Origin of the sequence: Methylobacterium fujisawaense (assembly GCF_039619325.1) — a bacterium.
Classification (GTDB): Bacteria; Pseudomonadota; Alphaproteobacteria; order Rhizobiales; family Beijerinckiaceae; genus Methylobacterium; species Methylobacterium fujisawaense.
Genome location: NZ_CP155000.1, coordinates 5,537,470 through 5,559,558, shown reverse-complemented (window position 1 = coordinate 5,559,558; position 22,089 = coordinate 5,537,470). Strand labels below are relative to the sequence as shown.

Here is a 22,089-nt window from a genome sequence, read left to right as displayed (position 1 = left end):
GCACCCCGGGAGATCACGATGCGCGTCCCGCGCTCCAGCCTCATGGCGCTGGCCGCCCTTCTCTGCGGCACGCTGGCCCCGGCCGCCTCGCTTCGTGCGGAGACCGTCTCGCTGGACCAGCCCTCCGCCGATGTCCCGGCATCGCCAGCCGCCGCGCCGCCTGCGCAGGCGGCTCCCTCGGCTCCGGCCACGACGGCGCTACCCGACTACAAGCCTGAGGCACCGGCGGCCGAGCCGGCACCGGCCCCCGCCGCCACGGCGCCGGTCGCCCCAACGGATCCGCTCGGTGCTGCGGTCTTCGCCCGCTTCGCGGATCCCGCCCCCCTTCTGCTCCGTCTGACCGGCAAGGATCGCGATGCGATCCGGACGTTCTACGAAGCCCGCACCTACAAGCCGCTCTGGATCTCCAGCGGGGCGTGGACCGAGGCCGCAAAGTCGGTGTCGGCCAGGCTGGCGGCTGCCGCCGAGGACGGTCTCGACTCGCGTGCGTACACGGTCCCGTCGCTGCCCGATAAGCCGGACGAGAAGGCGCTCGCCGATGCCGATCTCCGCCTGTCCGCGGCGGCCGTGCTTTATGCCCGGGACGCCCGTGGCGGCCGCGTCAACCTGGCCTCGATCTCGCGGCTGATCACGCCGCATCTCGATCTTCCCGCCGGGGACGCGGTGCTGGCGAAGCTCGATGAAGCCGGCGCGAAGGCGGGCGAGGCGCTCCAGGGCTACAATCCGGCGACGCCCGGCTATCTCGCCCTCAAGGCGCGTCTTGCCGCCCTGCGCGGTCCCGTGCCGACCGCCGTGAAGCCGCTGCGTCTTCCGGCCGGGCCGGCCTTGCGCGTCGGCATGCGCGATGCCCGCGTGCCGCTGCTCCGGACGCATTTCAATCTCGAGAGCCGCCCGGCCGGAACGTTCGACAAGCCCCCCGGCGAGCCGGACGAGTACGATTCCGTGGTTGCCGACGCGGTCGCGAAGTTCCAGCGCGGCCGCGGGCTGCCGGGCAACGGGGTCCTGAACGTCCAGACGGTCCTGGCCCTTGCCGATGCCGGTCGCGCCGCGCGTCCGACGGGGGGCGAGGCCGAACTCATCGTCAACATGGAGCGGTGGCGGTGGCTTCCCGGCGATTTGGGATCCGACTACATCCTGGTCAACGTCCCGGAATACCGCCTGCGCGCCTACCGGGGCGGCGTCCTGCGCGATGAGGCGCGGGTCATCGTCGGCAAGCCGGAATCGCGGACGCCCCTGTTCTCGGGGCTGATGGAATACGCGGTCGTCAACCCGTCCTGGTACGTGCCGCCCTCGATCCTGAAGACGATGGCGCCGAAGCTCGCCGGCTACGGTGGTAAGACCTGGGGGGGCTACGAGGTCGTCCGCCGCGGGGGGCACATCTCGCTCCGCCAGCCCCCCGGCGAGCGCAATGCGCTCGGCTTCATCAAGTTCATGTTCCCGAACCAGCACGCGGTCTACCTGCACGATACGCCCAACCGCTCGCTGTTCTCAGCCTCGAAGCGGGATTTCAGCCACGGCTGCGTGCGCGTCGACGACCCGTTCCGTCTTGCCGACGCGGTGCTGCCGGACTGGTCTCAGGACAGGTTGAAGAAGCTGATCGGCAAGGGCGAGCGGACGATCCGGCTGCCGGAGAAGCTGCCGGTCCATCTCGCTTACTTCACCGCCTTCGTGGACGATGGCGGCACCTACCGCACCCTGCCGGACCTTTACGGCTACGACGCGCCGATGCGCGCAGCCCTCGGGCTGCCCGGCGGCGGCGGACCGGCGATTGCCCGGCTGCCGGACGAGCCGCCGCGGCGCAAGGCCGAGTCTGCGCCGAAGCCGCCCGTGGCGCGGACGGTCCATCGCCGCGCGCCCGAGCGCCCGGTGGCCAATGCCGAGGCGTGGCCCGAAGGGCGCTACGAGGAAGCGGACACGCGGCGCCGGTCCCTGCGCCGTGCCGCCCGGGCCGACAGCGCGCCGGAATACGGCGAGCCCGGGCTCTGGACGCCTGCGCCGCAGCAATCGGCGCCGCGCGGGTGGTGGTAGGCCACCCGCGGAACCCGCAACTTTCGCGTGCGCAGACGCACAGCCGGGCACGATTTCGCCACGGTCGAGCCTTAGCCGTTTCGACCGACAGCCCGGGCTGAGACGCGTTCGGGCGAGGGTTTCGGGAGAGGATCAGGACCGTCGTGCCCAGTCTCCCGCGTCCCCTCCGTCATCTCGCCCTCGGCTTGTCCGGCCTCGTGCTCGGAGTGCTGGTCGGGACGGCCGAAACCGAGGACGCGGTGGCCAACGGCGACACCCGCTCGCTGACCATCTACCACACGCACACGCAGGAAAGCGCGACCATCACGTTCAAGCGCGATGGCCGCTACGACCGCGCGGCCCTCGATCAGCTGAACTGGCTGCTCCGCGACTGGCGGATCAACGAGCCCACCAAGATGGATCCGCGGCTGTTCGATACGGTCTGGGAGGCCTATCGCCAGGTCGGCTCGTCGCAGCCGATCCACATCGTCTCGGCCTATCGGTCCCCCGGCACCAACGCGATGCTTCGCCGCCGCTCCAAGATGGTGGCCGAGTACAGCCAGCACATGCTCGGCAAGGCGATGGACTTCTTCGTGCCGGACGTCTCGATCGACCGGATCCGCGAGGTCGGGCTCCAGATGCAACGGGGCGGCGTCGGCTGGTATCCGCATGCCGGAACGCCCTTCGTGCATCTCGATGTCGGTTCCGTGCGGATGTGGCCGCGGATGACCCACGATCAGCTCGCCCGGCTCTTCCCCGACGGCAAGACCGTGCTGCTCCCGAGCGACAACCGTCCCTTCCCGCGCTACGAGGAAGCCAAGGCCGAGATCCTGGCCCGCGGCGGTACCGTCGCGGGGATCACGACCCAGATGGCCGGCGGCGAGGAAGAAGACGGTCCCGGCCTGTTCGGCTTCCTGGCGAGTCTGTTCGGCGGCGGTCGATCCAGCCCCGAGCCCGCTCCGGCACCGCCGCCGGTGGCGGTCGAGAAGAAGGGACGGCGCGCCCCCGTCGTCGCCGTGGCGAGCGCCGATCCGCAGGATCCGGTGGGCGCACGGACGGCCCTCGCCTATGCGGCCCCCGCCACCGACGACGCGCTGCGCGGTTCGCTGGCGGCGCGGGCTCAGGCGAAGAGCGCGGAGATCAAGCCGTCCGATGCCAAGTCGCTTCTGACGGCCGATCAAACCGCGCCCGCCGACGACGCCATGCCGGCGGTCACGACGCCGCTGCCGCCGCGGCGTCCCTCGGACCTCGCAGCCGCGGTCGCGAGCCTGAACATGCCGCTTCCGCCACCGCGCCCGGTGCAATTCGCGGCGCTCGAACGGGGGATGGCCAATCTTCCGTCCGCGAGCGAGATTCGCGCGCTCGGCAAGCCCACGGCGCCGGACCCGGTTCGTCCGCGTTCGCTCGTGGCGCCGGACGCGGACGCGAAGGCCCAGCTGCGCGCCCTGTTCGATTCCGTGTCCGCCGGTCCCGTTGCGACGCCGGCGAGCCGCGCTGTCCCCGTGCATGTGGCTGCCACGCGTCTCCGCGGTGCAGCGCCCGACTCGGTCGTCGCTGCGGTTCCGGACCGCGTCACGACGCGGTTCAGCACGCGCAGTCCGGGCGATGACCTGACAACCCGGTTTACCGGCTCCGCTGCCCGCGCCTTGCCCGGAGCACGCTGATCGAGGGGTCGGTCTGACGGGGAGGTGCGCTTCGCCTGCCCGTCCGCGTCGGACGGCTCGTGCAGGGTGACCAGCGCACCCGTTCGATTCAGCGCAGGGGCTTGGACAGGTTGACCGCCAAGGCGCCGACCAGCGTTGCCGCGTAGCTGTCGTCCTGCGTCCCGGCGATGCGTTCGGCTTCGCCACCGCTGTTGGCCGCGACCGACATCATCAGCATCACGGCGGTCACCAAGCCGCCCAGGCCGCCGACCAGAGCGAGATACGCACGGACGGCCGCGCGCGGCACCGACACGGCCGCATCGGTCCCGGTGAGGCACAGCGGCGATGGGCTGTGAGACATCTTGACGGCCGATTCTGACGGGCGACGTTGACCCGACGCAGGCCGAATAGGCGCACGCCAGACCGCCTCGTTCAACGAAAGAACGCCTCACAGAGAGTCGAGTTCAACCGAAAGGCGAGGTTTTTCCACTGGTCTTCATTCGGATGGTTGATCGCCGTCCGGAGGCCGCCGCGCGGCGGCCTCCGGCGCGCGCTCAGCCTTCCTTGCCCGAGACCTTGCCCAGCGCCGCCTGGGCGGCCGCGAGCCGGGCGATCGGCACCCGGTAGGGCGAGCAGGACACGTAATCGAGGCCGACCTCCTGGCAGAAGCCGATCGAGGCCGGATCGCCGCCGTGCTCGCCGCAGATGCCGAGCTTGATGTTCGGCCGGGTCTTGCGGCCGCGCTCGACGCCGATGCGCACGAGTTCGCCCACGCCTTCCTGGTCGATGGTGATGAACGGATCGGCCGGCAGGATGCCCTTCTGGGTGTACGGCCCCAGGAAGGTTGCCGCGTCGTCGCGGGAGATGCCCAAGGCCGTCTGCGTCAGGTCGTTCGTCCCGAAGGAGAAGAACTCGGCCGTCTCGGCGATCTCGCCGGCCTTGAGCGCTGCGCGCGGCAGCTCGATCATCGTGCCGACCTGATAGTCGAGGGTCGCGCCCTTCTCCTCGGCGACAGCCTTTGCCATCGCGTCGATGCGCGCCTTCACGATGTCGAACTCGGCGCGCGTGAACACCAGCGGCACCATCACCTCGGGCGTGACCGGGCTACCGGTATCGGCGGCGGCCTGGACGGCCGCCTCGAAGATCGCCCGGGCCTGCATCTCGGCGATCTCCGGGAAGGCGATGGCGAGCCGGCAGCCGCGGAAGCCGAGCATCGGGTTGTGCTCGGACAGCTCCCGCATCCGGTGCCGGATCTTCTCCTCGGCGACCCCGGTCGCCTTCACGACCTCGGCGACCTCGGCATCGGTATGCGGCAGGAACTCGTGGAGCGGCGGGTCGAGCAGACGGATCGTGACCGGCAGCCCGGACATGATCGTGAACAGCTCGAGGAAGTCCTGGCGCTGATAGGGCAGGATCTTCGCGAGTGCCGCACGGCGGCCCTCGGCGTCGTCTGCCAGGATCATTTCGCGCACCGCGATGATGCGGTCACCCTCGAAGAACATGTGCTCCGTACGGCAGAGGCCGATGCCCTCCGCGCCGAAGTTGCGCGCCGTGCGGGCATCCGTCGGCGTATCGGCGTTCGCCCGCACCTTCATGCCGCGGAAGGCGTCGGCCCATTCCATCAGGGTGGCGAAGTCACCCGACAGCTCGGGCTCCAGCATTTTCACCTCGCCCTGGATCACCTGTCCGGTGGACCCGTCGATGGTGATCTTGTCGCCGGCCTTGAGCGTGTTGCCGCCGACCGTCAGGGTCTGCGCCTTGTAGTCGATCCGGATGGAGCCGACGCCGGAGACGCAGGGCTTGCCCATGCCGCGGGCGACCACGGCCGCGTGGCTCGTCATGCCGCCCCGGGTGGTCAGGATGCCCTCGGCGGCGTGCATGCCGTGGATGTCCTCGGGCGAGGTTTCGATCCGCACCAGGATGCACTTGCGCTCCGCCTTGCGATGCGCCTCCGCGTCCTCGGAGCTGAACACGATCTCGCCGGTCGCCGCGCCGGGCGAGGCCGGCAGGCCCGAGGCGATGACCTTGCGGTCCGCCTTCGGGTCGATGGTCGGATGCAGGAGCTGGTCGAGCGCCCCGGGCTCGACCCGGCCGATCGCCTCTTCACGGGAGATCAGCCCCTCGCCCGCCAGATCCACGGCAATGCGCAGGGCGGCCTTGGCCGTGCGCTTGCCGTTGCGGGTCTGGAGCATCCAGAGCTTCCCCTTCTCGATGGTGAATTCCATGTCCTGCATGTCGCGGTAGTGCGACTCCAGGATCCCGTAGATCCGGGTCAGTTCCGCGAAGCTCTCGGGCATGGCCTTCTCCATGGAAGGCTTGTCGCTCTCGGCCTCGATCCGGGCTTTCTCGGTGATGTTCTGCGGCGTGCGGATACCCGCGACCACGTCCTCGCCCTGCGCGTTGATCAGGAACTCGCCGTAGAGCGCCTTCTCGCCGGTGGACGGATTGCGGGTGAAGGCCACGCCGGTGGCCGACGTGTCGCCCATGTTGCCGAACACCATGGCCTGCACATTGACGGCCGTGCCCCAGCTCTCCGGAATGTTGTTCAGCTCCCGGTACTTCTTGGCCCGGGGAATCATCCAGGAATTGAATACGGCGCTGATCGCGCCCCAGAGCTGGTCGTCCGCGACCTGCGGGAAGTCGGATCCGTGCTCGTCGCGCACGATCTTCTTGTAGGTCTGGATGAGCGTCTTCCAGTCCGCGGCGCTGAGCTCGGTGTCCAGCTCGAAGCCCTTGGCTTCCTTGTACTGCTCCAGCGCCTCCTCGAAGGCGTGGTGCTCAACGCCCAGCACCACGTTCGAATACATGGTGATGAAGCGACGGTAGGAATCGAAGGCGAAGCGCTCGTCTTCGGCCTCCTTGGCCAGCGCCAGCACGGTCTCATCGTTGAGCCCGAGGTTCAGGACCGTGTCCATCATGCCGGGCATCGACGCCCGGGCGCCCGAGCGGACCGAGACGAGGAGGGGATTCGTGGCATCGCCGAACTTGCGGCCGGTGAGCGTGCCGATCTGGGCGAGCGCGGCGGCGATCTGATCCTTCAACTCCGGCGGGTAGGACTTCCCGTGATCGTAGTAGTATGTGCAGACTTCGGTGGTGATGGTGAAGCCGGGCGGAACCGGCAGGCCGAGATTGCACATCTCGGCGAGGTTGGCGCCCTTGCCACCGAGCAGGTCGCGCATCTGCGACTTGCCCTCCGCCTTGCCGTCGCCGAAGGCGTAGACCCACTTCGCGCTTCCGGTCGCCATGTCGATCCCGTCCGTATCTGGTGCCCGGCGCTGGCCGAGCTGATGGGCGGGGTTGGACCATCCCGCAGCGCAACGCAAGATGAACGCGCGATGGCCCTGTGCGTGCTTGGATGACGGGTTCGACGGTCTGTCAGGCCCGCCGCGTCGCGGTGCGGGCGCTGCCCCTCAATGGAGGATTCCGAGCCCGATCACGCCGACGATGATCAGGTAGATCGCGACGATGTAGTTGAGCAGCCGCGGCATCACCAGGATCAGGATCCCGGCAAGGATCGCGATGAGCGGTTGGAGGTTCGAGATGGTGATGGTCACGGGCGCCTCCTGAGGCCGAGCTTGGCCGCCGGTATCGACGCCTTTACCCAACAGAGGTTCCCCGGAGCTTGAGCGGAGCGGCCGGACGGTCCGGCCGCTCCGGTCCGATCACGGCTTCGGCGTCTCGGTGCCGGGGATCGGGTCCTTCGCCTCGCCCGTGGGCAGGTTCGCCGAAATCGTCGGGTGCGACAGTTCCGGATAGGGCTCGATCACGTTGGCGCCGTTGAGCGGCTTGTTGGCGCCGTTGTGACAGGTGGCGCAGTTGATCTTCGGCACGTCGCCCAGAACGCCGAGGCGATTCCGCGGGAAGACCGAGGTCAGCGGCGTCATGTAGTCCTGGTTGAGATCGCGGACCATGCGGATGCCGTACCAGGCATGGACGCGGTTCGGCGTGCTCGTATCCCACTGCGCCACCGAGCGGGTGTTGTGGCAGAAGGTGCAGTTCACGCCCAGTGACTGCGACATGCTGATCATGATTGCGAAGGTCTTCTCCGCGTCCTGGATCGGCTTGCCCTTCGTCTCGGGCAGCGCCGTGGTGGCGTTGACCCGCACCGCATCCTCGGGCGTGTCCTTGTGCTGGTAGAAGGCCTGATAGACGTCGTAGGGCAGCGACGTGTTGCCGACCTCCGCGGACGCGAGATTCTGGCTGTTGTTGCGCGGGATGAAACGCCCCGCCCCCTGAACCGGGTGGTCGAACCAGATATTCGCCGGCACCGGATTGCCGCGGTGACACGTGTAGCAGGTCACACCCGCCTCGTGGACGTGCTTCTCCTTCCAAGTGGAATTGATGTACTGGGTCATCTGCAGCATGCGCCGGGCGACGCGCTTCTGGTAGAGCTCGTCCGAAGCCATGTTCTCGGTGCTGTGGCAGTACGTGCAGCCCTGCTGGGGTGCGACCCACTCGGTGATCGACACCATCAAGCGGTTGAACTGCTCAGCCGAGAGATCTCCCAGAACTTGCACATTCTGGTAGACCGCCGAAGCCTTGTCGCCCCCTGCCTCGGCCGGGTCGGCCGGGGCCGGCGCGACGTTGGCCGCCGACAGCGCCGCGTTCCCGGCCCGGGTGCGGATCAGGTCCATGCCCGTTCCGCGAAAGCCGGTCTGCTTGTTCGCCATCGGCGGATGGGTCCAGCCCGCGCCGCCGAACATCGCGATGGTGAGGAACAGGGCCAGAGCCCCGCCGATGACCGCCAGAATCGTCTTCATGACGGCCTCCTCACGGCTTCATGCCGGGTGCGAGATGAGCGGGATCCACGATCGGGCCGTAGACCTGCGGATAGGAGGGCGCGACGCCGTGCTTGACCGCCCAGAGGTACCAGTTGTCCACCACGGTTCCGGTGAGCAGGATGCCGATGCCGCCCGTGAGCGTTGTCAGGACCGCGAACCACCAGGCCCAGCGGTGGATCGACTCCATCGTGGCGTTGAAGCCCATGGTCCAGCGCCAGAACAGGGCTGCGCGTTCGGTGGCCGTGCCCCGGTCGACGATCTGATCGATCTCCCGTTCGGCGCCGTAGCGCGAGCAGGCCAGGATCGTGCCGCCATGCATCGCGAACAGCAGCGTCGATCCGTAGAGGAACGTGATCGAGAGCATGTGGAACGGGTTGTAGAACAGGTTGCCGTAGCGGAGCGAGAAGGCCGCGGTCCAATCGAGGTGGGGGAAGATGCCGAAGGGCACGGCTTCCGACCACGATCCCATCAGCACCGGCCGGATGAAGCCGAGGACGAGGTAGAGCCAGATCGCCGACGCGAAGGCCCACGGCACGTGGGTGCCGAGCCCGAGCGCCCGCGCCCGCCGATAGAGGTGGACCCACCAGAGGAGGATCGAGGCCGTCAGGAAGAAGCCGGCGATCAGCCACCAGCCACCCTCGTTGAGGGGTGGAAGGACCTTCAGCCCGTACTTCGGGAGCGGCGGCTCCAGAGCGAGCCACGGCAATTGCCGGACGAACTGGACCGGATCCCAATTCACCGAGGCCCACATGTTGAGCCCGATGATCTCGAAGGCGATCAAGCCGCAGACAATCGAGAGCGCCGCGATATAGCCGATATAGATCGGACCGACTTGGCTGTTGCCGATGAGCCCGAACAGGTAGCTGTTGAACGGCTTGCCGATCCGGTCATCGACCGCCACCGGAACGCCGTGCTCCGGTACCAGCGGGCGCACCTGAACCTGCGTGAAGATGTTCTGGTAATAGGCCATGGCCTGCCCTCCCCCGGAGTGCCGCGCGCTCGACGGCGGCGACCCGCGTTATGTCCTTCGTTCCGATCGCGTCCGGCTTGTCATCGCCACACCGGCAGATTGAGCCACCAGCCCCACCATTGCGGCCAACCCTGCGTCCAGAACGGCCCGCTGATCACGATGCAGACCGCACTCCAGAACCCCGCTGAGAGGGCTAGGAACAGGCCGAGGCGGTGAACGCCGAGCGTGCCGATCGAGTAGCCGATCGTGTCGCGGAAGAAGGTGTCCTCGTGCTCCGGCGTCTTCACGACCTCGCCCTTCTTCGGGTTGGTCGCCGACAGGATCAGGCCGCCGTGCATCGCCAGGGCGAGCGTCGTGGTGAAGAAGAACGTCACGGCCAGCATGTGCGCTGGATTGTAGTGGAAGTGCAGATACTGATAGCCGGTGTTGGAAACCCAATCGAGGTGACTGAGGATGCCGTAGGGAAAGCCGTATCCCCAGGCGCCCATCAGGAACGGCCGGACCACCACCAGCGTGAAATACGCGAAGATCGCCATCCCGAAGGCCGCGGGCACGTGGTAGCCGATACCGAGCTTGCGGCAGATCTCGACCTCGCGCAGCGCCCAGGACACGAAGGACCCGAGCGCGCAGAACGTGATGATCTGCCAGAGACCGCCCTCCTTCAGCGGGGCGAGCCGCAGGCCGTAGCTGATATCCGGCGGCGCGATGTTGATCTGCCAGACGTTCCAGGTCGGCCCGATCGCCGCGCCGTAGATGACGAGGGCGGTGCCCAGCACCGTGAAGAACAAACCGACGACCCCGAAGAAGCCGACGAAGAACGGCCCGACCCAGAAGTCGAACAGGTCGCCGCCGAGCAAGGTGCCGCCGCGGACCCTGTATTTGCGCTCGAAGCTCAGCATCGCCATGGCGGCTGCTCCTCAGTCAGGCCGGAGAAAGGGAAGGTTTGGGGTGACCGCGGCCCTCGCGCGCCGCGGTCCGGACCGGCGGTCAGGCCGGCATCTGCGGCAGCGCGAGCGTGATGGTGTTCTCGGCCGCCTTGTTGTTTCTCGGACCGTCAAGCCAGTTGAACCGGTCGGTCGAGAGCAGGATGAAGTGGATCAGCAGCGCCAGGATGAAGAGGAAGGTGAACAGAGCCACCAGCGTGCGCCGCGGATCGAAGAGCAACCAAACCTTGTGCATTCGATCCTCCTCAGCCGATCATCGTGACGAGGGCGTGGGCCGCATCGCGGACGCCGTCGAGAGAGGCGTAGCCCTGCGGTCCGGGAAGCCAGGGGCGCCACAACCAGACGAGGATGTGAGCGACCACGGCAATCGCCGTGAAGATGAGGAAGCTCGTCAGGAAGATCGCATGGAACTCCTTGGCTTCCGGTTCCGTCAGCCCGGACAGGCTGCTCGGTCTTTCTGTTGTGACGGGTCCACTCGCCATCGTTCAGACCTCCGTGTGTTGGCCGCGCCTCTGACGAGGCGCGACGGGTTCAGCCACGATGCCTTGCAGCGGTCGCGGCTCGACTTCCCCCGCGTGACCGGACGGAAGTGTCTCGCTCAGGGGCGTGTCAGCCCATGAAGGCGAAGGGGATCGCCTGAACCGCCATGGCGCGGGCCTCGCCGAAGACCGAGCGCCGCGCCGGTGCCAGGCCAGGACGGGCCGCCTCGCGCGCCGGCCGGAACCGGTTCAGCGCGGCCGCGGCGAGGAAGAACGGGTAGGTCGCCGTCAGGATCAGCCGGAACTGAATGGCTTCCTGATGCTGGCGGCCGGTCGGGACCATCGTTCTCATCGTCAGGTCTCCTCTGGGTGAAACGGAAAGGCGGCTCACGCGGGGATCCCCCCGGCGAGATCGGCCCGGGCCCGCGCCACATGGGCGGGCGCCACGGCGGCGGATTCTGTGTCGCGTGCGGCGCGCTCGGCGGCGTCGCGCAGGCGCTTGGCGGCGGAGATCCGCGCCAGGACCGGCTGGGCCTCCACGAGGCTGTCGAGGGCCTGACGGGCGGCCTCGTCCCAGGGCAGCTCGCGGTGGAGGCGGGCCGGTGTGGCCTCGACCTTGTCCATGTCGCGGGCGAGCGGCAGGATGTGGAAGAGGGTGTCGAACAGGGCGTTGCAGACTTCCTGGACCAGGTAGGTGGCGCCCGCGTAGCCCATGAACGGCGTCCCGGTATGCCGCCGGATGATGGCGCCGGGGAACGAGGCCGGAACATAGGTCGCCCGGGCGCCGCACTCCGCGAGGTACATCCGCTCGTTGAACGACCCGAAGAGAACCAGGGGCGGCTTCGCCGCGATGGCGGCCCGCACGGCGTCGTTGTCGGGTTTCAGCCCGGCGGAGCGGCCGAAGGCGAAATGGCAGGGCAGGCCCATCTCGTCCTCGAGGAAATGGCGCACGCCCCGGGCGTAGGTCTCGGTGGCGACGATGCCGAAGCTCGCCGTGCCGAAGAAATCCTGGGTTACCGACCGCCAGAGATCCCAGACCGGCTTGATGGTCGTATGCCGCTCCCGCTCGATGAACGGCTCCGGGTCGAGGCCCAGAATGGCACCCAGCGAGCGCAGGAACTTCGTCGTCGAGAGGATGCCGATCGGCGCCTGCAGGTAGGGCCGCTCCAAGTCTTCGCAGAGCAGGCGGCCGAATTCCCGGTACAGACAGATGTTGGCGTCGGCGTTGACCAGCTTGGGCACGTCCGCGAGGTGCGAGCCCAGCGGGAAGGTCAGGTTCACCTCGGCGCCGATCCCCTCCACCAGCCGCCGGATCTCGGCGAGGTCGGAGGGCATGTTGAAGGTGCCGTAGGCCGGACCGATGAGGTTGACCCGCGGCCGCTCGCCGGGCTTGCGCTCCGGCCGGGCCGGGATGCCCTTCTTGGCGAACTTCTTCGCCCCGTATTCCTGCCACAGCCAGCGCATCGCCCGGTCGGCGGCCTGCCACTGGTCCTCGTCGATGGTCCGGGGCAGGAAGCGCTGGAGGCCGGTGCCCTCGGGGGTGACGCCGCCGCCGATCATCTCGGCAATGGAGCCGGTGACGACCACGCTGGGCTGGCCGGGATCGAGGGTCGCGTGGGCGCGCTTCATGGCGCCCTCGGTGCCGTGCCGTCCGAGCTCTTCCTCGGCGAGGCCCGTGACCACGATCGGCAATTCATGGGGTGGCAGCGCATCGGTGTAGTGCAGCACCGACGTCACCGGCAGATTCTCGCAGCCCACGGGGCCGTCGATGACGACCTGCAGGCCCTTGATCGCCGTGAAGACGTAGACCGCGCCCCAGTATCCGCCGGCCCTGTCGTGATCGAGGATCAGCATTATGCCATCTCCCCGATCGGCTTCTTCGGGCCCTCGATCTTCGGGCCCTGCCGCCGCTGCGGCACCTCCTGCCAGACCCCCGCGGCGTAGCCGGTCCCGACGCCCTCGAAGAAGTCGCGCATGGCATCGAACCGCGCCTTGTTGCCGAGCGCGGCGTTGATCACCGTGGCGAGCGACCCGGCGCCGGCCGCGCCCATCAGCGGGCGGGCCGAGATCAGGTTGGTGAAGTAGAGGGCGGGCGTGCCGCGCTCCTTGGCCCGCTGCACCACCGGCGTCGTGCCGATGGCGAGGTCGGGCTTGAGCGTATCCAGGGCGTAGAGATCGTCCTCCAGGGAGGCGCGGTACTGAACCTGCGTCCCCCGCGCTTCCAGCCATGCGCGGTCGGACTCGGACCAGGGCGTGCGCGGGCAGGCGGTGCCGACATAGGGGACCTCGGCGCCGCTCTCGACCAGCAGCCGGGCCACCAGCAGCTCCGAGCCCTCGTAGCCCGAGAGGGTGATCCGGCCCTTGATCGGCATGGCGGCGAGCGCCCCGCGGATGCCGGGCAGGATCCGGTTCTTGGCCGCCTCGACGGTGGCGCGGGGCACCGCGCAGGCCTCGCCGATCCGGTCGAGCCAGTCGGCGGTTCCGTCGACGCCCACCGGGGCCGAACCGACGATCGGGCGGCCCGCCGCCTCGAATTCGCGGATGGAGGCGGTGTAGAACGGGTGGATCGCCGCCACGGCGGCGCAGTCGAGGGCGGCGTAGAGCTCGCGCCACTCGCGGGTCGGCACCACCGGGCCGGCCGCGAGTCCGAGCGGCTCCAGGAGCGACGCGATCACCACCGGATCGGCCGGGAAGACCTCGCCGAGGAGCGCCACGCTCGGGCGCTCCGAACGGCCGCCCCGGGGCGCCGCCACCGGTCCCTGCTCGGCTTCCGCGCGGGCGACCTTCAGCATGGCGCCGGCGAGCACGTCCTTCGCCTCGGCATGGGTCGGGACGCCGAAGCCCGGCACGTCGATGCCGATCACCCGGACGCCGTCGATCTCCTTCGGCAGAAGGCGTAGCGGGACGCCGGAGGCCGTGGGCACGCAGAGATTGATGACGACGACGGCGTCGTAATCCTCGGGCTTCGCCGTGGCGTAGACCGCCTCGCGGATATCCTCGAACAGCTTGCCGGTGACCAGGGTCTCGGAATTGAACGGCACGTAGCCGACGCTGCGCCGGGCCCCGTAGAAATGCGACGTGAAGGTCAGGCCGTAGACGCAGCAGGCCGAGCCCGAGAGGATCGTGGCGGTCCGGCGCATGCGCAGCCCGACCCGGAGCGAGCCGAAGGCGGGGCACATGCTCTGGGGCTGGTCGTGCGGACCCTGCGGATAGTCGCTGCGGAGTTGTGCCAGGGTGTCCGACAGGCCGGCGGCCTCGGCGGCCGCCCGCATCGCGTCCTTGCCGGCGTGGCAGCCGAGCCCGTCGCCCTCGGTGGCGGCGCGATCGATGGTGGGCGCCGCCTGGCGGGCCCGCAGATCGGCGATGTCGAGGGAGACGGCCATCGCTCAGACCTCGTCGTAGACGACTTCGAGGGACGGCTTGGACACGTGGGCGACGCCGCACATGTCCTCGTGGGTTGCAGGCACCAGCACCACGTCGCGGCCGGTGACGTCGCTGGAGAACAGGCCGAGCAGCCCATCCTGCGTCAGCGGGGTCGGCCGGTGCGGCGCGGCGTCGGCGACATTGGCGGCCAGATCCGAGAACAGGCTGCCCCAGCGGCTCTCCGGCCGGCCGATGATCTCGTAATTTGCGCTCTTGCGGCGGATATCGTCGTCGGCCGGGATCGAGGCGAGGACCGGGATGCCAGCGGCATCCGCGAAGGCCTGCGCCTCGCCGGTGCCGTCATCCTTGTTGATCACGAGGCCGCCGACGCCGACATTGCCGCCGAGCTTGCGGAAATACTCCACCGCCGAGCAGACGTTGTTGGCGACGTAGAGCGATTGCAGGTCGTTCGAGCCGACGACGATGACCTTCTGGCACATGTCCCGGGCGATCGGCAGGCCGAAGCCGCCGCAGACCACGTCGCCCAGGAAGTCGAGCAGGACGAAGTCGAAGCCCCATTCGTGGAAGCCGAGCTTCTCGAGGAGCTCGAAGCCGTGGATGATGCCGCGGCCGCCGCAGCCGCGCCCGACCTCGGGCCCGCCGAGTTCCATGGCGTAGACGCCGTCGCGCTTGAAGCAGACATCGCCGATGGCGACCGCCTCGCCGGCCAGCTTCTTCTTGGTCGAGGTTTCGATGATGGTCGGGCAGGCCTTGCCGCCGAACAGCAGCGAGGTGGTATCGCTCTTCGGATCGCAACCGATGAGCAGGACCTTCTTGCCCTGCTGGGCCATCATGTAGCTGAGATTGGCGAGGGTGAACGACTTGCCGATGCCGCCCTTGCCGTAGATCGCGATGATCTGGGTCTCTTTCTTGGCCGGGCTCGTCGCGACGGGATCCGGTTCGACCGCGGCCTCGGCGCGGAGCTGCGCGGCTTGGGACAGGGCGGCCTTGTTGAGCTGAACGTTCACGCGGCGTCCCTCCAATCGAGGATCATCTTCAGGCAGGCCGGATCCGCGAATGCGGTGCGGTAGGCGTCCTGGGCTCGACCCGCGGGAAGACGGTGGGTGATCAGTCCGTCGAGGGACAGGCGTCCGCCTTCGATCAGCGTCGTCACCGCCGCCGTGTCCTCCGGACGGAACTCGGCGGAGATCCGGATGCGCGCCTCGCGCATGAAGGCGGGCGGGAAGGCGAAGCTCAGGGGAGCCTCGTAGAACCCGGCCAGGACGATCTCGCCGCCGGGCGCCAGCCGGGCGATCAGGTCGTCGAGGCCGGCGGCGTTGCCGCTGACGTCGGTGATCGTCGCGTAGTCGCGGCGCGGGTCGGCGTCGGGCGCCACGACCGCGTAGCCATGGTCTCCCGTGGCCCGGGCCGGATCCGTCTCCCAGACCGTCGGCTCCGCGCCGGCCGCCAGGGTCAGGCGGGCGAGCAGCCGTCCGAGGACGCCGTGCCCGACGATGAGCGGGGTCGCCCCGGGCCGGATCTCGCCGAGGGCGCGGTAGGCTGTCGCCGCCAGGGCCAGGAGGCAGGCCCGGTCGCCCAGCGACGCGTCCACCGGCACGAGCCGGGCGGCCGGCGCCACCAGATGAGAGGCCGCGCCGCCGAACAGCCCGCGGACGGAACCGAAGCAGCGCGCCCCCGGAACGTAGACGGTCTGGCCGACCCGAACCGAGGTATCGGCGCCGGCCTCGATGACGGTCCCGACGGATTCGTAGCCGGGTACGAGCGGATATCCCATCCCGGGAAAGGGCGGCATGCGACCCGACCAGAGCAGGCGCTCGGTGCCGGTGCTGATCCCGCTCCAGGAAATGGCCACCACCGCATCGGCATCGCCGGGCGGCGTCAGAGCCAAGCGCTGAACCGAAAGGTGCTCCGGGTTTTCCAGAATGACGGCCAGAGCGTCCATGGCTGGAATCGTCCACCCTTTGCCTTGCGACTCTCTCTGATGCGAAGCCGCTAAGTGTCATCCTAGATAGACACAGGCCAGCGTCAAGTGACACTTACTTGAGACGGCCTGTTTTTTGGGCTTTCAGAACTCGGGTGAGCAGCGGGCGCCGGGTCGGATGTTCATGCGTCACGGCGAATCCTGCCGTCCGGAGCATCGCGCGGAGCTCCTCCGCACGGCGCGGGCGCCCGGATCCCATCGCCAGGAGATAGAAGCCGAAATAGGCGTCCCCGACCGGTTCCGCGCCCGGCGTTCCGGCCATGGGTTCCGCGAGCAGAAGCGTTCCGCCCGGCGGCAGAGCCGCGTGGGCCGCTCGGAGCAACGCCAGGGCGGGCTCGTCGTCGTGGTCGTGGACGATCCGAACGAGGGAGATCGTGTCGGCGCCGGTCGGCAGGCCTCCGTGGAAATCGCCGCCGCGGCAGGCGATTCTGCCTTCGAGGCCGGCCTGCGCCAAGCGGCTGGCGGCGCGCTCGGCCACGGCGGGGAGATCGAACAGGGTCAGGCGCGGCGTCGCGTGCCGTCTTGCCACCGCTTGCAGGAAGGCGCCCTCCCCGCCTCCGACATCCATCAGGTGCCGGACCCCTGACAGGTCGCAGGCATCGAGCACGTCCTCCGCGATCAGCGCCTGCGAGGCGCCCATCAGGCCGCTGTAGGGGGCCACCGTCTGCGCATCGCCCGAGAGGCCGGAGGCATAGGGCCAGTAGCGCGCGAGTCCGGTCGGCGGGGCCTGGCCGCGCAGCAGGGCCACCGGATCCGCAAGATCTGCGTAGAGCAGCGCGTGATGCTCGATCATCGCGGCGATCCCGGGATTGCCGACGAGAGCGGCACCGAGATCGGCCAGCCCGAACCGCTCGCCCGACAGGGCGCGGACAAGCCCGAGGGATTCCGCGGCCCGAAGAAGGCGCCGGGTGTTGTCCGGCGGCAGGTCGAGCCGGCGAGCGAGGGCTTCGATCGTCTGCGGGCCTTCGGCCAGGATCGCGAACAGGTCGAGGCGGACGCAGGCAGTCAGAACCTGCGCGTAGACGAAGCCCGCGCAGAGATCGAAGAGGGCGCGCGTGTTCCGGCGGGCGATGCCCCGCGTGAGGGGGAAGCCCGCCGCCCAGCGCTGGAAGCGGGGGCTTGCGACCAGGCGGCTGCGCCAGGCGTTCCATCGATCCGTCCAGGCGGACGGGACAGACGCCGCCGCACCGATGCCGGAGAGCGATCGGCCGGTCAGGCCGTCACCGCCCGCAGGCTCGCGGGCAGGAACAGCCGCGCCTGCGCCTCGATCTCGGCGGTCAGCGCGGCCATGCCCGGGCAGGCCGGAATCGCCGCCACGGCCTCGCGTGTCAGTCTCGACAGCCGATCCAGCGCGCCGCCGGTGCCCAGAAGCGCCGCAGCGTTGGGCCGCCCCAGAGTTGCGTCGCGCCCGGCAGGCTTGCCGATCTCCTCCTGGCGGCAGGCGACGTCACGCAGGTCGTCGGCGACCTGATAGGCCTCGCCGAGGCACTCGCCGAGGCGGCGCCAGGGCTCCGAATCCGCTCCCGCCGCGGCGGCGCCGGCGACGGTGGCGGCGGCGAACAGGGCCCCGGTCTTCGCCTGCTGGTAGTCGCTGAGACTGATATGGGCCTCCGATTCCCAGGCTTGCCCTGCGGCGATGCCCGACGGCGACCCGGCGGCGCGACCGAGGAGGCCCACGAGCCGTCCCAGGCGCGTGGGATGGGAGCCGGCGGACCGGGCCAGTGTCTCGAAGGCCAGGACGATCAGGGCGTCGCCGGTCAGGACGGCGATGGGCTCGCCGAAGGCGACATGGACGGAGGGCTTCTGCCGACGCATCGGCGCATCGTCGAAGCACGGCAGGTCGTCATGGACCAGGGAGGCGCAGTGCAAAAGCTCGATGGCCGCGGCCGCCGCTTCTGAGCCGGCCGGGTCGTCATCACCGCAGGCGCGGGCGACCGACAGGCATAGCCGCGGCCGGATCCGATGCCCGCCCGGGAACACCGCGTAACGGAGCGCCTCCGCCAGAAGGGGCGGCGCGCCCGGCGCCTCCGCGTGAGCAACGGCGCGATCCAGCGCCATCTCGATCCGCCGACCGGACTCCATCGCGTTGCCTCCCGTGTTGTGTGCGGTTGTCAGCAACAAGTGTCATTTCTTATTGACACTTTGGCGCCGTCAGATCAATCCCGTTTCCGGGGGAGAAGGTGGAGCGACCGTGGCGCAGGAGCGCGTCGTCGTGATCGGAGCGGGGATCGGTGGTCTCGCCGCGGCCGTGCGGCTCGCTCATGCCGGATTCCACACCACGGTCCTCGAACGGGCGCAGCAGCCCGGCGGAAAGATGCGCGCCATCCCCGTCGGAGACCGCGCCATCGAGGCCGGCCCGACCGTTTTCACGATGCGCTGGGTCTTCGAGGAGCTGTTCGCGGAATGCGGTGCAGAGCTCGGGGACCGGATCTCCCTGGCGCCGGCTCGGCTCCTCGCCCGGCATGCCTGGAGCCGGGACGAGCGCCTCGACCTGTTCGCCGACATCGAAGCGTCCGCCGACGCCGTCGCGGCCTTCGCGGGACGGCGTGAGGCGGACGGCTATCGGCGCTTCTGCGCCCGCTCGGCGGAGGTCTACCGCACCCTCGAAGGGCCGTTCATCCGCGAGGGCCGGACCGGCCCCGCCGGCCTCGCGCAAAGGGTCGGCCTGTCGGGCCTCGGCGACCTCTGGCGGATCCAGCCCTTCACCACGCTCCAGTCTGCGCTGGGCAGCTACTTCCGCGATCCCCGGCTGCTCCAGCTGTTCGGACGCTACGCCACCTATTGCGGCGCCTCGCCCTACACCGCGCCGGCGACGCTGATGCTCGTCGCCCATGTCGAGCAGGCCGGAATCTGGACCGTTTCGGGCGGCCTCAGCGGCCTCGCGCGGGCCGTGGCCGATCTCGCCGCGGAGCGGGGCGCGGCCTTCCGCTACGCGGCGGAGGCCGAGCGGATCCTCACCGCGGGCGGCCGGGTCGTCGGCGTACGCCTGGCCGACGGCACGACGGTTCCGGCCGACCGCGTCGTCTGCAATGCCGATTGCGCCGCCCTCGGCGCGGGCCTGTTCGGACCGGACGCCGCCGTCGCCGGCGAGCGGCTCGCGCCCGGCGAGCGCTCGCTGTCCGCCGTCACATTCTGCGCGGAGGCGGTGCCTGCCGGCTTCCCACTGGCGCACCACACGGTCTTCTTCTCCCGCGATTACCGGGCCGAGTTCGACACGATCCTGCGCGACCGTCGCCTGCCCGACGATCCCACGGTCTACGTCTGTGCCCAGGACCGGGACGCGGCGGGGACCGCGCCGCAGGGGCCCGAGCGCCTGCTCATGCTCGTCAACGCACCGGCGGATGGCCGGGAGCGACCGCTCACGCCGTCGGAGACCCAGAGATGCGAGACGACCCTGATCCGCCGGTTGGAGGCCTGCGGGCTCACCCTGACCTTCGCGTCGTCGGCGGTGACCACGACGCCACGGGATTTCGACGCCCTCTTTCCCGGGACGGGCGGAGCGCTCTACGGGCGGGCGGCGCAGGGATGGGCGACGACCTTCAAGCGCGCGGGCGCCCGGACGGCACTGCCGGGCCTCTATCTGGCGGGGGGCTCGATCCATCCCGGCCCGGGCGTGCCGATGGCCGCGCAATCGGGTCGGCTGGCAGCGGCGGCGATCCTGGAGGACCGCGATTCGATGGCCCGGTCGCGCGGGGCGGCTACGCGTGGTGGTACGTCGATGCGGTGAGCGACGATGGCCGTCACGGCCTCACGATCATCGCGTTCATCGGAAGCGTGTTCTCACCCTACTACGCGTGGAGCGCCGAGAAGGACCCCTTCGCCCATTGCGCCATGAACGTGGTCCTCTACGGCGATCGCGGCCGCTTCGCGATGACCGAGCGGCGCGCCGCCAGCCTGTCGCGCGGCCCCGACCACATCGCCATCGGCCCGAGCGCGATGCACTGGGATGGCACGGCGCTGACCGTTCGCATCGACGAGCGCGGGGCGCCGCTGCCCCATCGACTCCGCGGCACCGTCCGTCTCGAGCCGCGCGGTTTCACGGCGGGCCCGTTCCATCTCGACAGGGCGGGCCGCCACCGCTGGTGGCCGATGTCGCCGTCCTCCCGGGTCGAGGTGGATTTCGACCAGCCGGATCTGCGCTGGAGTGGCGGAGGCTACTTCGACACGAATGACGGCGACGAACCGCTGGAGGCCGCCTTCTCCCGGTGGACGTGGTGCCGGGCGGACCTGCCGGACGGCGCCGCGATTCTGTACGACGTCCACCACCGCGACGGCGGCGGACAGAATCTGTCGCTCCGGTTCTCAGCCGACGGCAGCCGGCGCGAGATACGGCCGCCGCCCGCGGCGTCGCTGCCGGCGACCGGGTTCTGGCGGATGCCGCGCGAGACCCGCAGCGATGACGGGCGGTCGCGGGTGCTCGCGACCTACGAGGACACGCCGTTCTACGCCCGCTCGCTCCTCGCCTCGACGCTGGGCGGCGAGCCGGTGCGGGCCATGCACGAGAGCCTGTCGCTCGACCGGTTCCGCAACCCGCTGGTGCGGCTCATGCTGCCCTTCCGGATTCCCCGGCCGCTGGCCCCGTGAGGGCCTGGATGTCGACGCCGCCCCTCCCGGTTCGGTGCCGTCCTTCGAAGACCGTCCAGGGCCGAATGCGGTGGGCGATGCAGGCGAGCGTTGCGACGCTCAGCACGAATCCGAGGGGAAAGCCGGTCAGCCCCGCCACCTCCCGCGTGACCGCGAAGAGCGGCGCACAGCAGATCAGGACGCGTTCGTGCGGTCGCAATCCGCCCGCCCGGTGCGCGGCGAGGGCCAGCAGGAGCGTGGCCGGGACGACGGGCGCCAGATCGTAGACCGGCAGGTACGGCGACAGCATCGGCGCGGCGGCGACGAGCGCCGCCGCGCGCAGCGCCGCGTCGGTGGGGCGGCGCCAGGCGCGGCAGGCCACCCCGAGGGCCAGTGCGGCGACGAGCACCTGCGCGATCCAGGCTGTGGCCATCGCGCCGCCGACCAAGCGCACGGCCCCGAACGCGCTGGCATTGAGGTCGAGGCCCGCGGCGGCGTTCTGCAGGATGATCCGATTCGTGTCTCCGAGCGTGCCGAAGAAGCCGCTCCAGGGCGCCGTGCCGAAGAGGGCCAGCGATGCCAGGCAGAGGACCAGGACCGTGGCGAGGCAGGCCGCCAGACAATCCCGCCGCCCGGTCGCCAGCAGGAGCACGGGCGCCAGCGCCGCGAAATGCGGCTTGTAGGCCAGCAGGCCGAAGCAGAGCCCGGCCAGCCAGGGGCGCCGGTCCACGAGCACCGCGCCGAGGGTCAGAAGCGACGCCGTGAACAGAGCGTTCTGGCCGTAGGCGAGGTTGCTCAGCACCAAGGGATGCGCGAGCGCGACGAAAGCCACATCCATCCGGCCGGCTGCCACGCGCATCGTCAGCGCGAACAGGGCGACCGAGAGTGCAATCCAGGTCAGATAGGCCGGTTGCGGTTCCATGAGCGCCATGGCGGCCGCCGGCAGGAGGAACACCGGCGGGTAGTGCCAGGCGAAGCGGCAATCCTGCCCGAAGGCGGCCTTCATGTTCGCCAGATGCACCGGCAGATCGTAGGGCTCGCTGGCCCGGCCCTCCAGAGCGGAACGGCCCGCCGTCCAGACCTGAGCGAAATCGTTTCCGAGCGGATCGCCGTACCAGTTCCGCCGCGGCTCCGGGCCGGTCCCGTAGACCAGCAGGACCAGGGCGAGGCCGAACGGGACCAGCACCCGGGCCGCGCGCATGGCAAAGGCGGACAGCCGGGCGTCGCTGCTCACGAGATTCGCGAAGTCGGCCCATAAGGCAGGCAGGCGTGCGGTCGCGGGGTCCGGCGCGCGGGACGGGGGAGGCGCAGGCATCGGGCGATTTTTGTATCCGGAC

Annotated in this window: 20 protein-coding genes; 4 read left to right on the top strand and 16 right to left on the bottom strand. The window is 69.8% G+C overall.

Features of this window, described 5'->3' with window-relative positions; translation table 11 throughout:
* Positions 1-18 precede the first annotated feature (18 nt).
* On the top strand, positions 19-2,028 hold the full coding sequence (locus ABC766_RS26285) for a L,D-transpeptidase family protein (protein WP_342142155.1): 2,010 nt from the start codon (positions 19-21) through the stop codon (positions 2,026-2,028).
* 143 nt (positions 2,029-2,171) lie between these two features.
* Positions 2,172-3,671 carry a DUF882 domain-containing protein gene (locus ABC766_RS26280; protein ID WP_052083624.1) on the top strand — a complete coding sequence of 500 codons (1,500 nt, stop codon included), beginning with the start codon at positions 2,172-2,174 and terminating at the stop codon, positions 3,669-3,671.
* An 88-nt stretch (positions 3,672-3,759) separates the two neighbouring features.
* Here the strand turns inward: ABC766_RS26280 and ABC766_RS26275 are convergent, their stop codons facing one another.
* The 15 genes from ABC766_RS26275 to ABC766_RS26205 all read right to left on the bottom strand — a co-directional run bounded on the left by ABC766_RS26275 (position 3,760) and on the right by ABC766_RS26205 (position 18,271).
* A complete protein-coding gene (locus ABC766_RS26275) occupies positions 3,760-4,011 on the bottom strand; it encodes a hypothetical protein (RefSeq protein WP_075380394.1) in 252 nt (83 codons plus the stop codon).
* A 193-nt stretch (positions 4,012-4,204) separates the two neighbouring features.
* On the bottom strand, positions 4,205-6,895 hold the full coding sequence (gene ppdK / locus ABC766_RS26270; RefSeq protein WP_111473873.1) for a pyruvate, phosphate dikinase: 2,691 nt from the start codon (positions 6,893-6,895) through the stop codon (positions 4,205-4,207).
* Positions 6,896-7,060: 165 nt separating this feature from the next.
* Positions 7,061-7,204, bottom strand: a complete 144-nt coding sequence (locus tag ABC766_RS26265; protein WP_075380395.1) for a DUF3096 domain-containing protein — start codon at positions 7,202-7,204, stop codon at positions 7,061-7,063.
* A 108-nt stretch (positions 7,205-7,312) separates the two neighbouring features.
* Positions 7,313-8,410 (bottom strand): photosynthetic reaction center cytochrome PufC, encoded by a 1,098-nt coding sequence (pufC, locus tag ABC766_RS26260; protein WP_043379892.1) that lies wholly within the window; start codon positions 8,408-8,410, stop codon positions 7,313-7,315.
* A gap of 10 nt (positions 8,411-8,420) precedes the next feature.
* Positions 8,421-9,401: a photosynthetic reaction center subunit M gene (gene pufM, locus ABC766_RS26255; RefSeq protein WP_043379895.1), complete on the bottom strand. Its 981-nt coding sequence runs from the start codon at positions 9,399-9,401 to the stop codon at positions 8,421-8,423.
* Positions 9,402-9,481: 80 nt separating this feature from the next.
* Complete coding sequence (gene pufL / locus ABC766_RS26250; RefSeq protein ID WP_043379897.1) at positions 9,482-10,306, bottom strand: photosynthetic reaction center subunit L; 825 nt, start codon at positions 10,304-10,306, stop codon at positions 9,482-9,484.
* 82 nt (positions 10,307-10,388) lie between these two features.
* The gene (gene pufA, locus ABC766_RS26245; RefSeq protein WP_012319766.1) at positions 10,389-10,580 is read right to left on the bottom strand and encodes a light-harvesting antenna LH1, alpha subunit; all 192 of its coding nucleotides are present in this window, start codon (positions 10,578-10,580) and stop codon (positions 10,389-10,391) included.
* A 10-nt stretch (positions 10,581-10,590) separates the two neighbouring features.
* Entirely contained in the window at positions 10,591-10,827 is a 237-nt protein-coding gene (pufB, locus tag ABC766_RS26240; RefSeq protein WP_043349888.1) for a light-harvesting antenna LH1, beta subunit, read from the bottom strand.
* 127 nt (positions 10,828-10,954) lie between these two features.
* The gene (locus tag ABC766_RS26235) at positions 10,955-11,176 is read right to left on the bottom strand and encodes a hypothetical protein (RefSeq protein ID WP_170861823.1); all 222 of its coding nucleotides are present in this window, start codon (positions 11,174-11,176) and stop codon (positions 10,955-10,957) included.
* Positions 11,177-11,211: 35 nt separating this feature from the next.
* On the bottom strand, positions 11,212-12,678 hold the full coding sequence (bchZ, locus tag ABC766_RS26230) for a chlorophyllide a reductase subunit Z (RefSeq protein ID WP_043757976.1): 1,467 nt from the start codon (positions 12,676-12,678) through the stop codon (positions 11,212-11,214).
* Complete coding sequence (bchY, locus tag ABC766_RS26225; protein ID WP_278305449.1) at positions 12,678-14,207, bottom strand: chlorophyllide a reductase subunit Y; 1,530 nt, start codon at positions 14,205-14,207, stop codon at positions 12,678-12,680. Before bchY ends, bchZ begins: the two co-directional genes overlap by 1 nt.
* A 3-nt stretch (positions 14,208-14,210) precedes the next feature.
* On the bottom strand, positions 14,211-15,215 hold the full coding sequence (locus tag ABC766_RS26220; protein WP_043761204.1) for a chlorophyllide a reductase iron protein subunit X: 1,005 nt from the start codon (positions 15,213-15,215) through the stop codon (positions 14,211-14,213).
* Positions 15,212-16,150 (bottom strand): chlorophyll synthesis pathway protein BchC, encoded by a 939-nt coding sequence (gene bchC / locus ABC766_RS26215; RefSeq protein WP_345819834.1) that lies wholly within the window; start codon positions 16,148-16,150, stop codon positions 15,212-15,214. Before bchC ends, ABC766_RS26220 begins: the two co-directional genes overlap by 4 nt.
* A 94-nt stretch (positions 16,151-16,244) precedes the next feature.
* Entirely contained in the window at positions 16,245-17,381 is a 1,137-nt protein-coding gene (locus ABC766_RS26210) for a methyltransferase (protein ID WP_345822844.1), read from the bottom strand.
* A 20-nt stretch (positions 17,382-17,401) separates the two neighbouring features.
* Positions 17,402-18,271 carry a polyprenyl synthetase family protein gene (locus ABC766_RS26205; RefSeq protein ID WP_342142153.1) on the bottom strand — a complete coding sequence of 290 codons (870 nt, stop codon included), beginning with the start codon at positions 18,269-18,271 and terminating at the stop codon, positions 17,402-17,404.
* Positions 18,272-18,380: 109 nt separating this feature from the next.
* Between ABC766_RS26205 and crtD the strand changes: the two genes are divergently transcribed.
* Both crtD and ABC766_RS26195 read left to right on the top strand, forming a co-directional pair.
* The gene (gene crtD, locus ABC766_RS26200) at positions 18,381-19,916 is read left to right on the top strand and encodes a 1-hydroxycarotenoid 3,4-desaturase CrtD (RefSeq protein ID WP_043379911.1); all 1,536 of its coding nucleotides are present in this window, start codon (positions 18,381-18,383) and stop codon (positions 19,914-19,916) included.
* Positions 19,913-20,773 carry a carotenoid 1,2-hydratase gene (locus tag ABC766_RS26195; protein ID WP_342142152.1) on the top strand — a complete coding sequence of 287 codons (861 nt, stop codon included), beginning with the start codon at positions 19,913-19,915 and terminating at the stop codon, positions 20,771-20,773. Before crtD ends, ABC766_RS26195 begins: the two co-directional genes overlap by 4 nt.
* Here ABC766_RS26195 and ABC766_RS26190 read toward each other — a convergent pair.
* Positions 20,733-21,986 carry a glycosyltransferase family 87 protein gene (locus ABC766_RS26190; RefSeq protein WP_342142151.1) on the bottom strand — a complete coding sequence of 418 codons (1,254 nt, stop codon included), beginning with the start codon at positions 21,984-21,986 and terminating at the stop codon, positions 20,733-20,735. The two genes, ABC766_RS26195 and ABC766_RS26190, sit on opposite strands and share 41 nt — an antisense overlap.
* Between the last annotated feature and the right edge of the window lie 103 nt (positions 21,987-22,089).

Coding starts and splice junctions, on each gene's coding strand:
- ABC766_RS26285 (WP_342142155.1), top strand. CDS start 19: ATGCGCGTCCCGCGCTCCAGCCTCATGGCGCTGGCCGCCCTTCTCTGC.
- ABC766_RS26275 (WP_075380394.1), bottom strand. CDS start 4,011: ATGTCTCACAGCCCATCGCCGCTGTGCCTCACCGGGACCGATGCGGCC.
- ppdK (WP_111473873.1), bottom strand. CDS start 6,895: ATGGCGACCGGAAGCGCGAAGTGGGTCTACGCCTTCGGCGACGGCAAG.
- pufC (WP_043379892.1), bottom strand. CDS start 8,410: ATGAAGACGATTCTGGCGGTCATCGGCGGGGCTCTGGCCCTGTTCCTC.
- pufM (WP_043379895.1), bottom strand. CDS start 9,401: ATGGCCTATTACCAGAACATCTTCACGCAGGTTCAGGTGCGCCCGCTG.
- pufL (WP_043379897.1), bottom strand. CDS start 10,306: ATGGCGATGCTGAGCTTCGAGCGCAAATACAGGGTCCGCGGCGGCACC.
- pufA (WP_012319766.1), bottom strand. CDS start 10,580: ATGCACAAGGTTTGGTTGCTCTTCGATCCGCGGCGCACGCTGGTGGCT.
- pufB (WP_043349888.1), bottom strand. CDS start 10,827: ATGGCGAGTGGACCCGTCACAACAGAAAGACCGAGCAGCCTGTCCGGG.
- ABC766_RS26235 (WP_170861823.1), bottom strand. CDS start 11,176: ATGAGAACGATGGTCCCGACCGGCCGCCAGCATCAGGAAGCCATTCAG.
- bchZ (WP_043757976.1), bottom strand. CDS start 12,678: ATGCTGATCCTCGATCACGACAGGGCCGGCGGATACTGGGGCGCGGTC.
- bchY (WP_278305449.1), bottom strand. CDS start 14,207: ATGGCCGTCTCCCTCGACATCGCCGATCTGCGGGCCCGCCAGGCGGCG.
- bchC (WP_345819834.1), bottom strand. CDS start 16,150: ATGGACGCTCTGGCCGTCATTCTGGAAAACCCGGAGCACCTTTCGGTT.
- ABC766_RS26205 (WP_342142153.1), bottom strand. CDS start 18,271: ATGGAGTCCGGTCGGCGGATCGAGATGGCGCTGGATCGCGCCGTTGCT.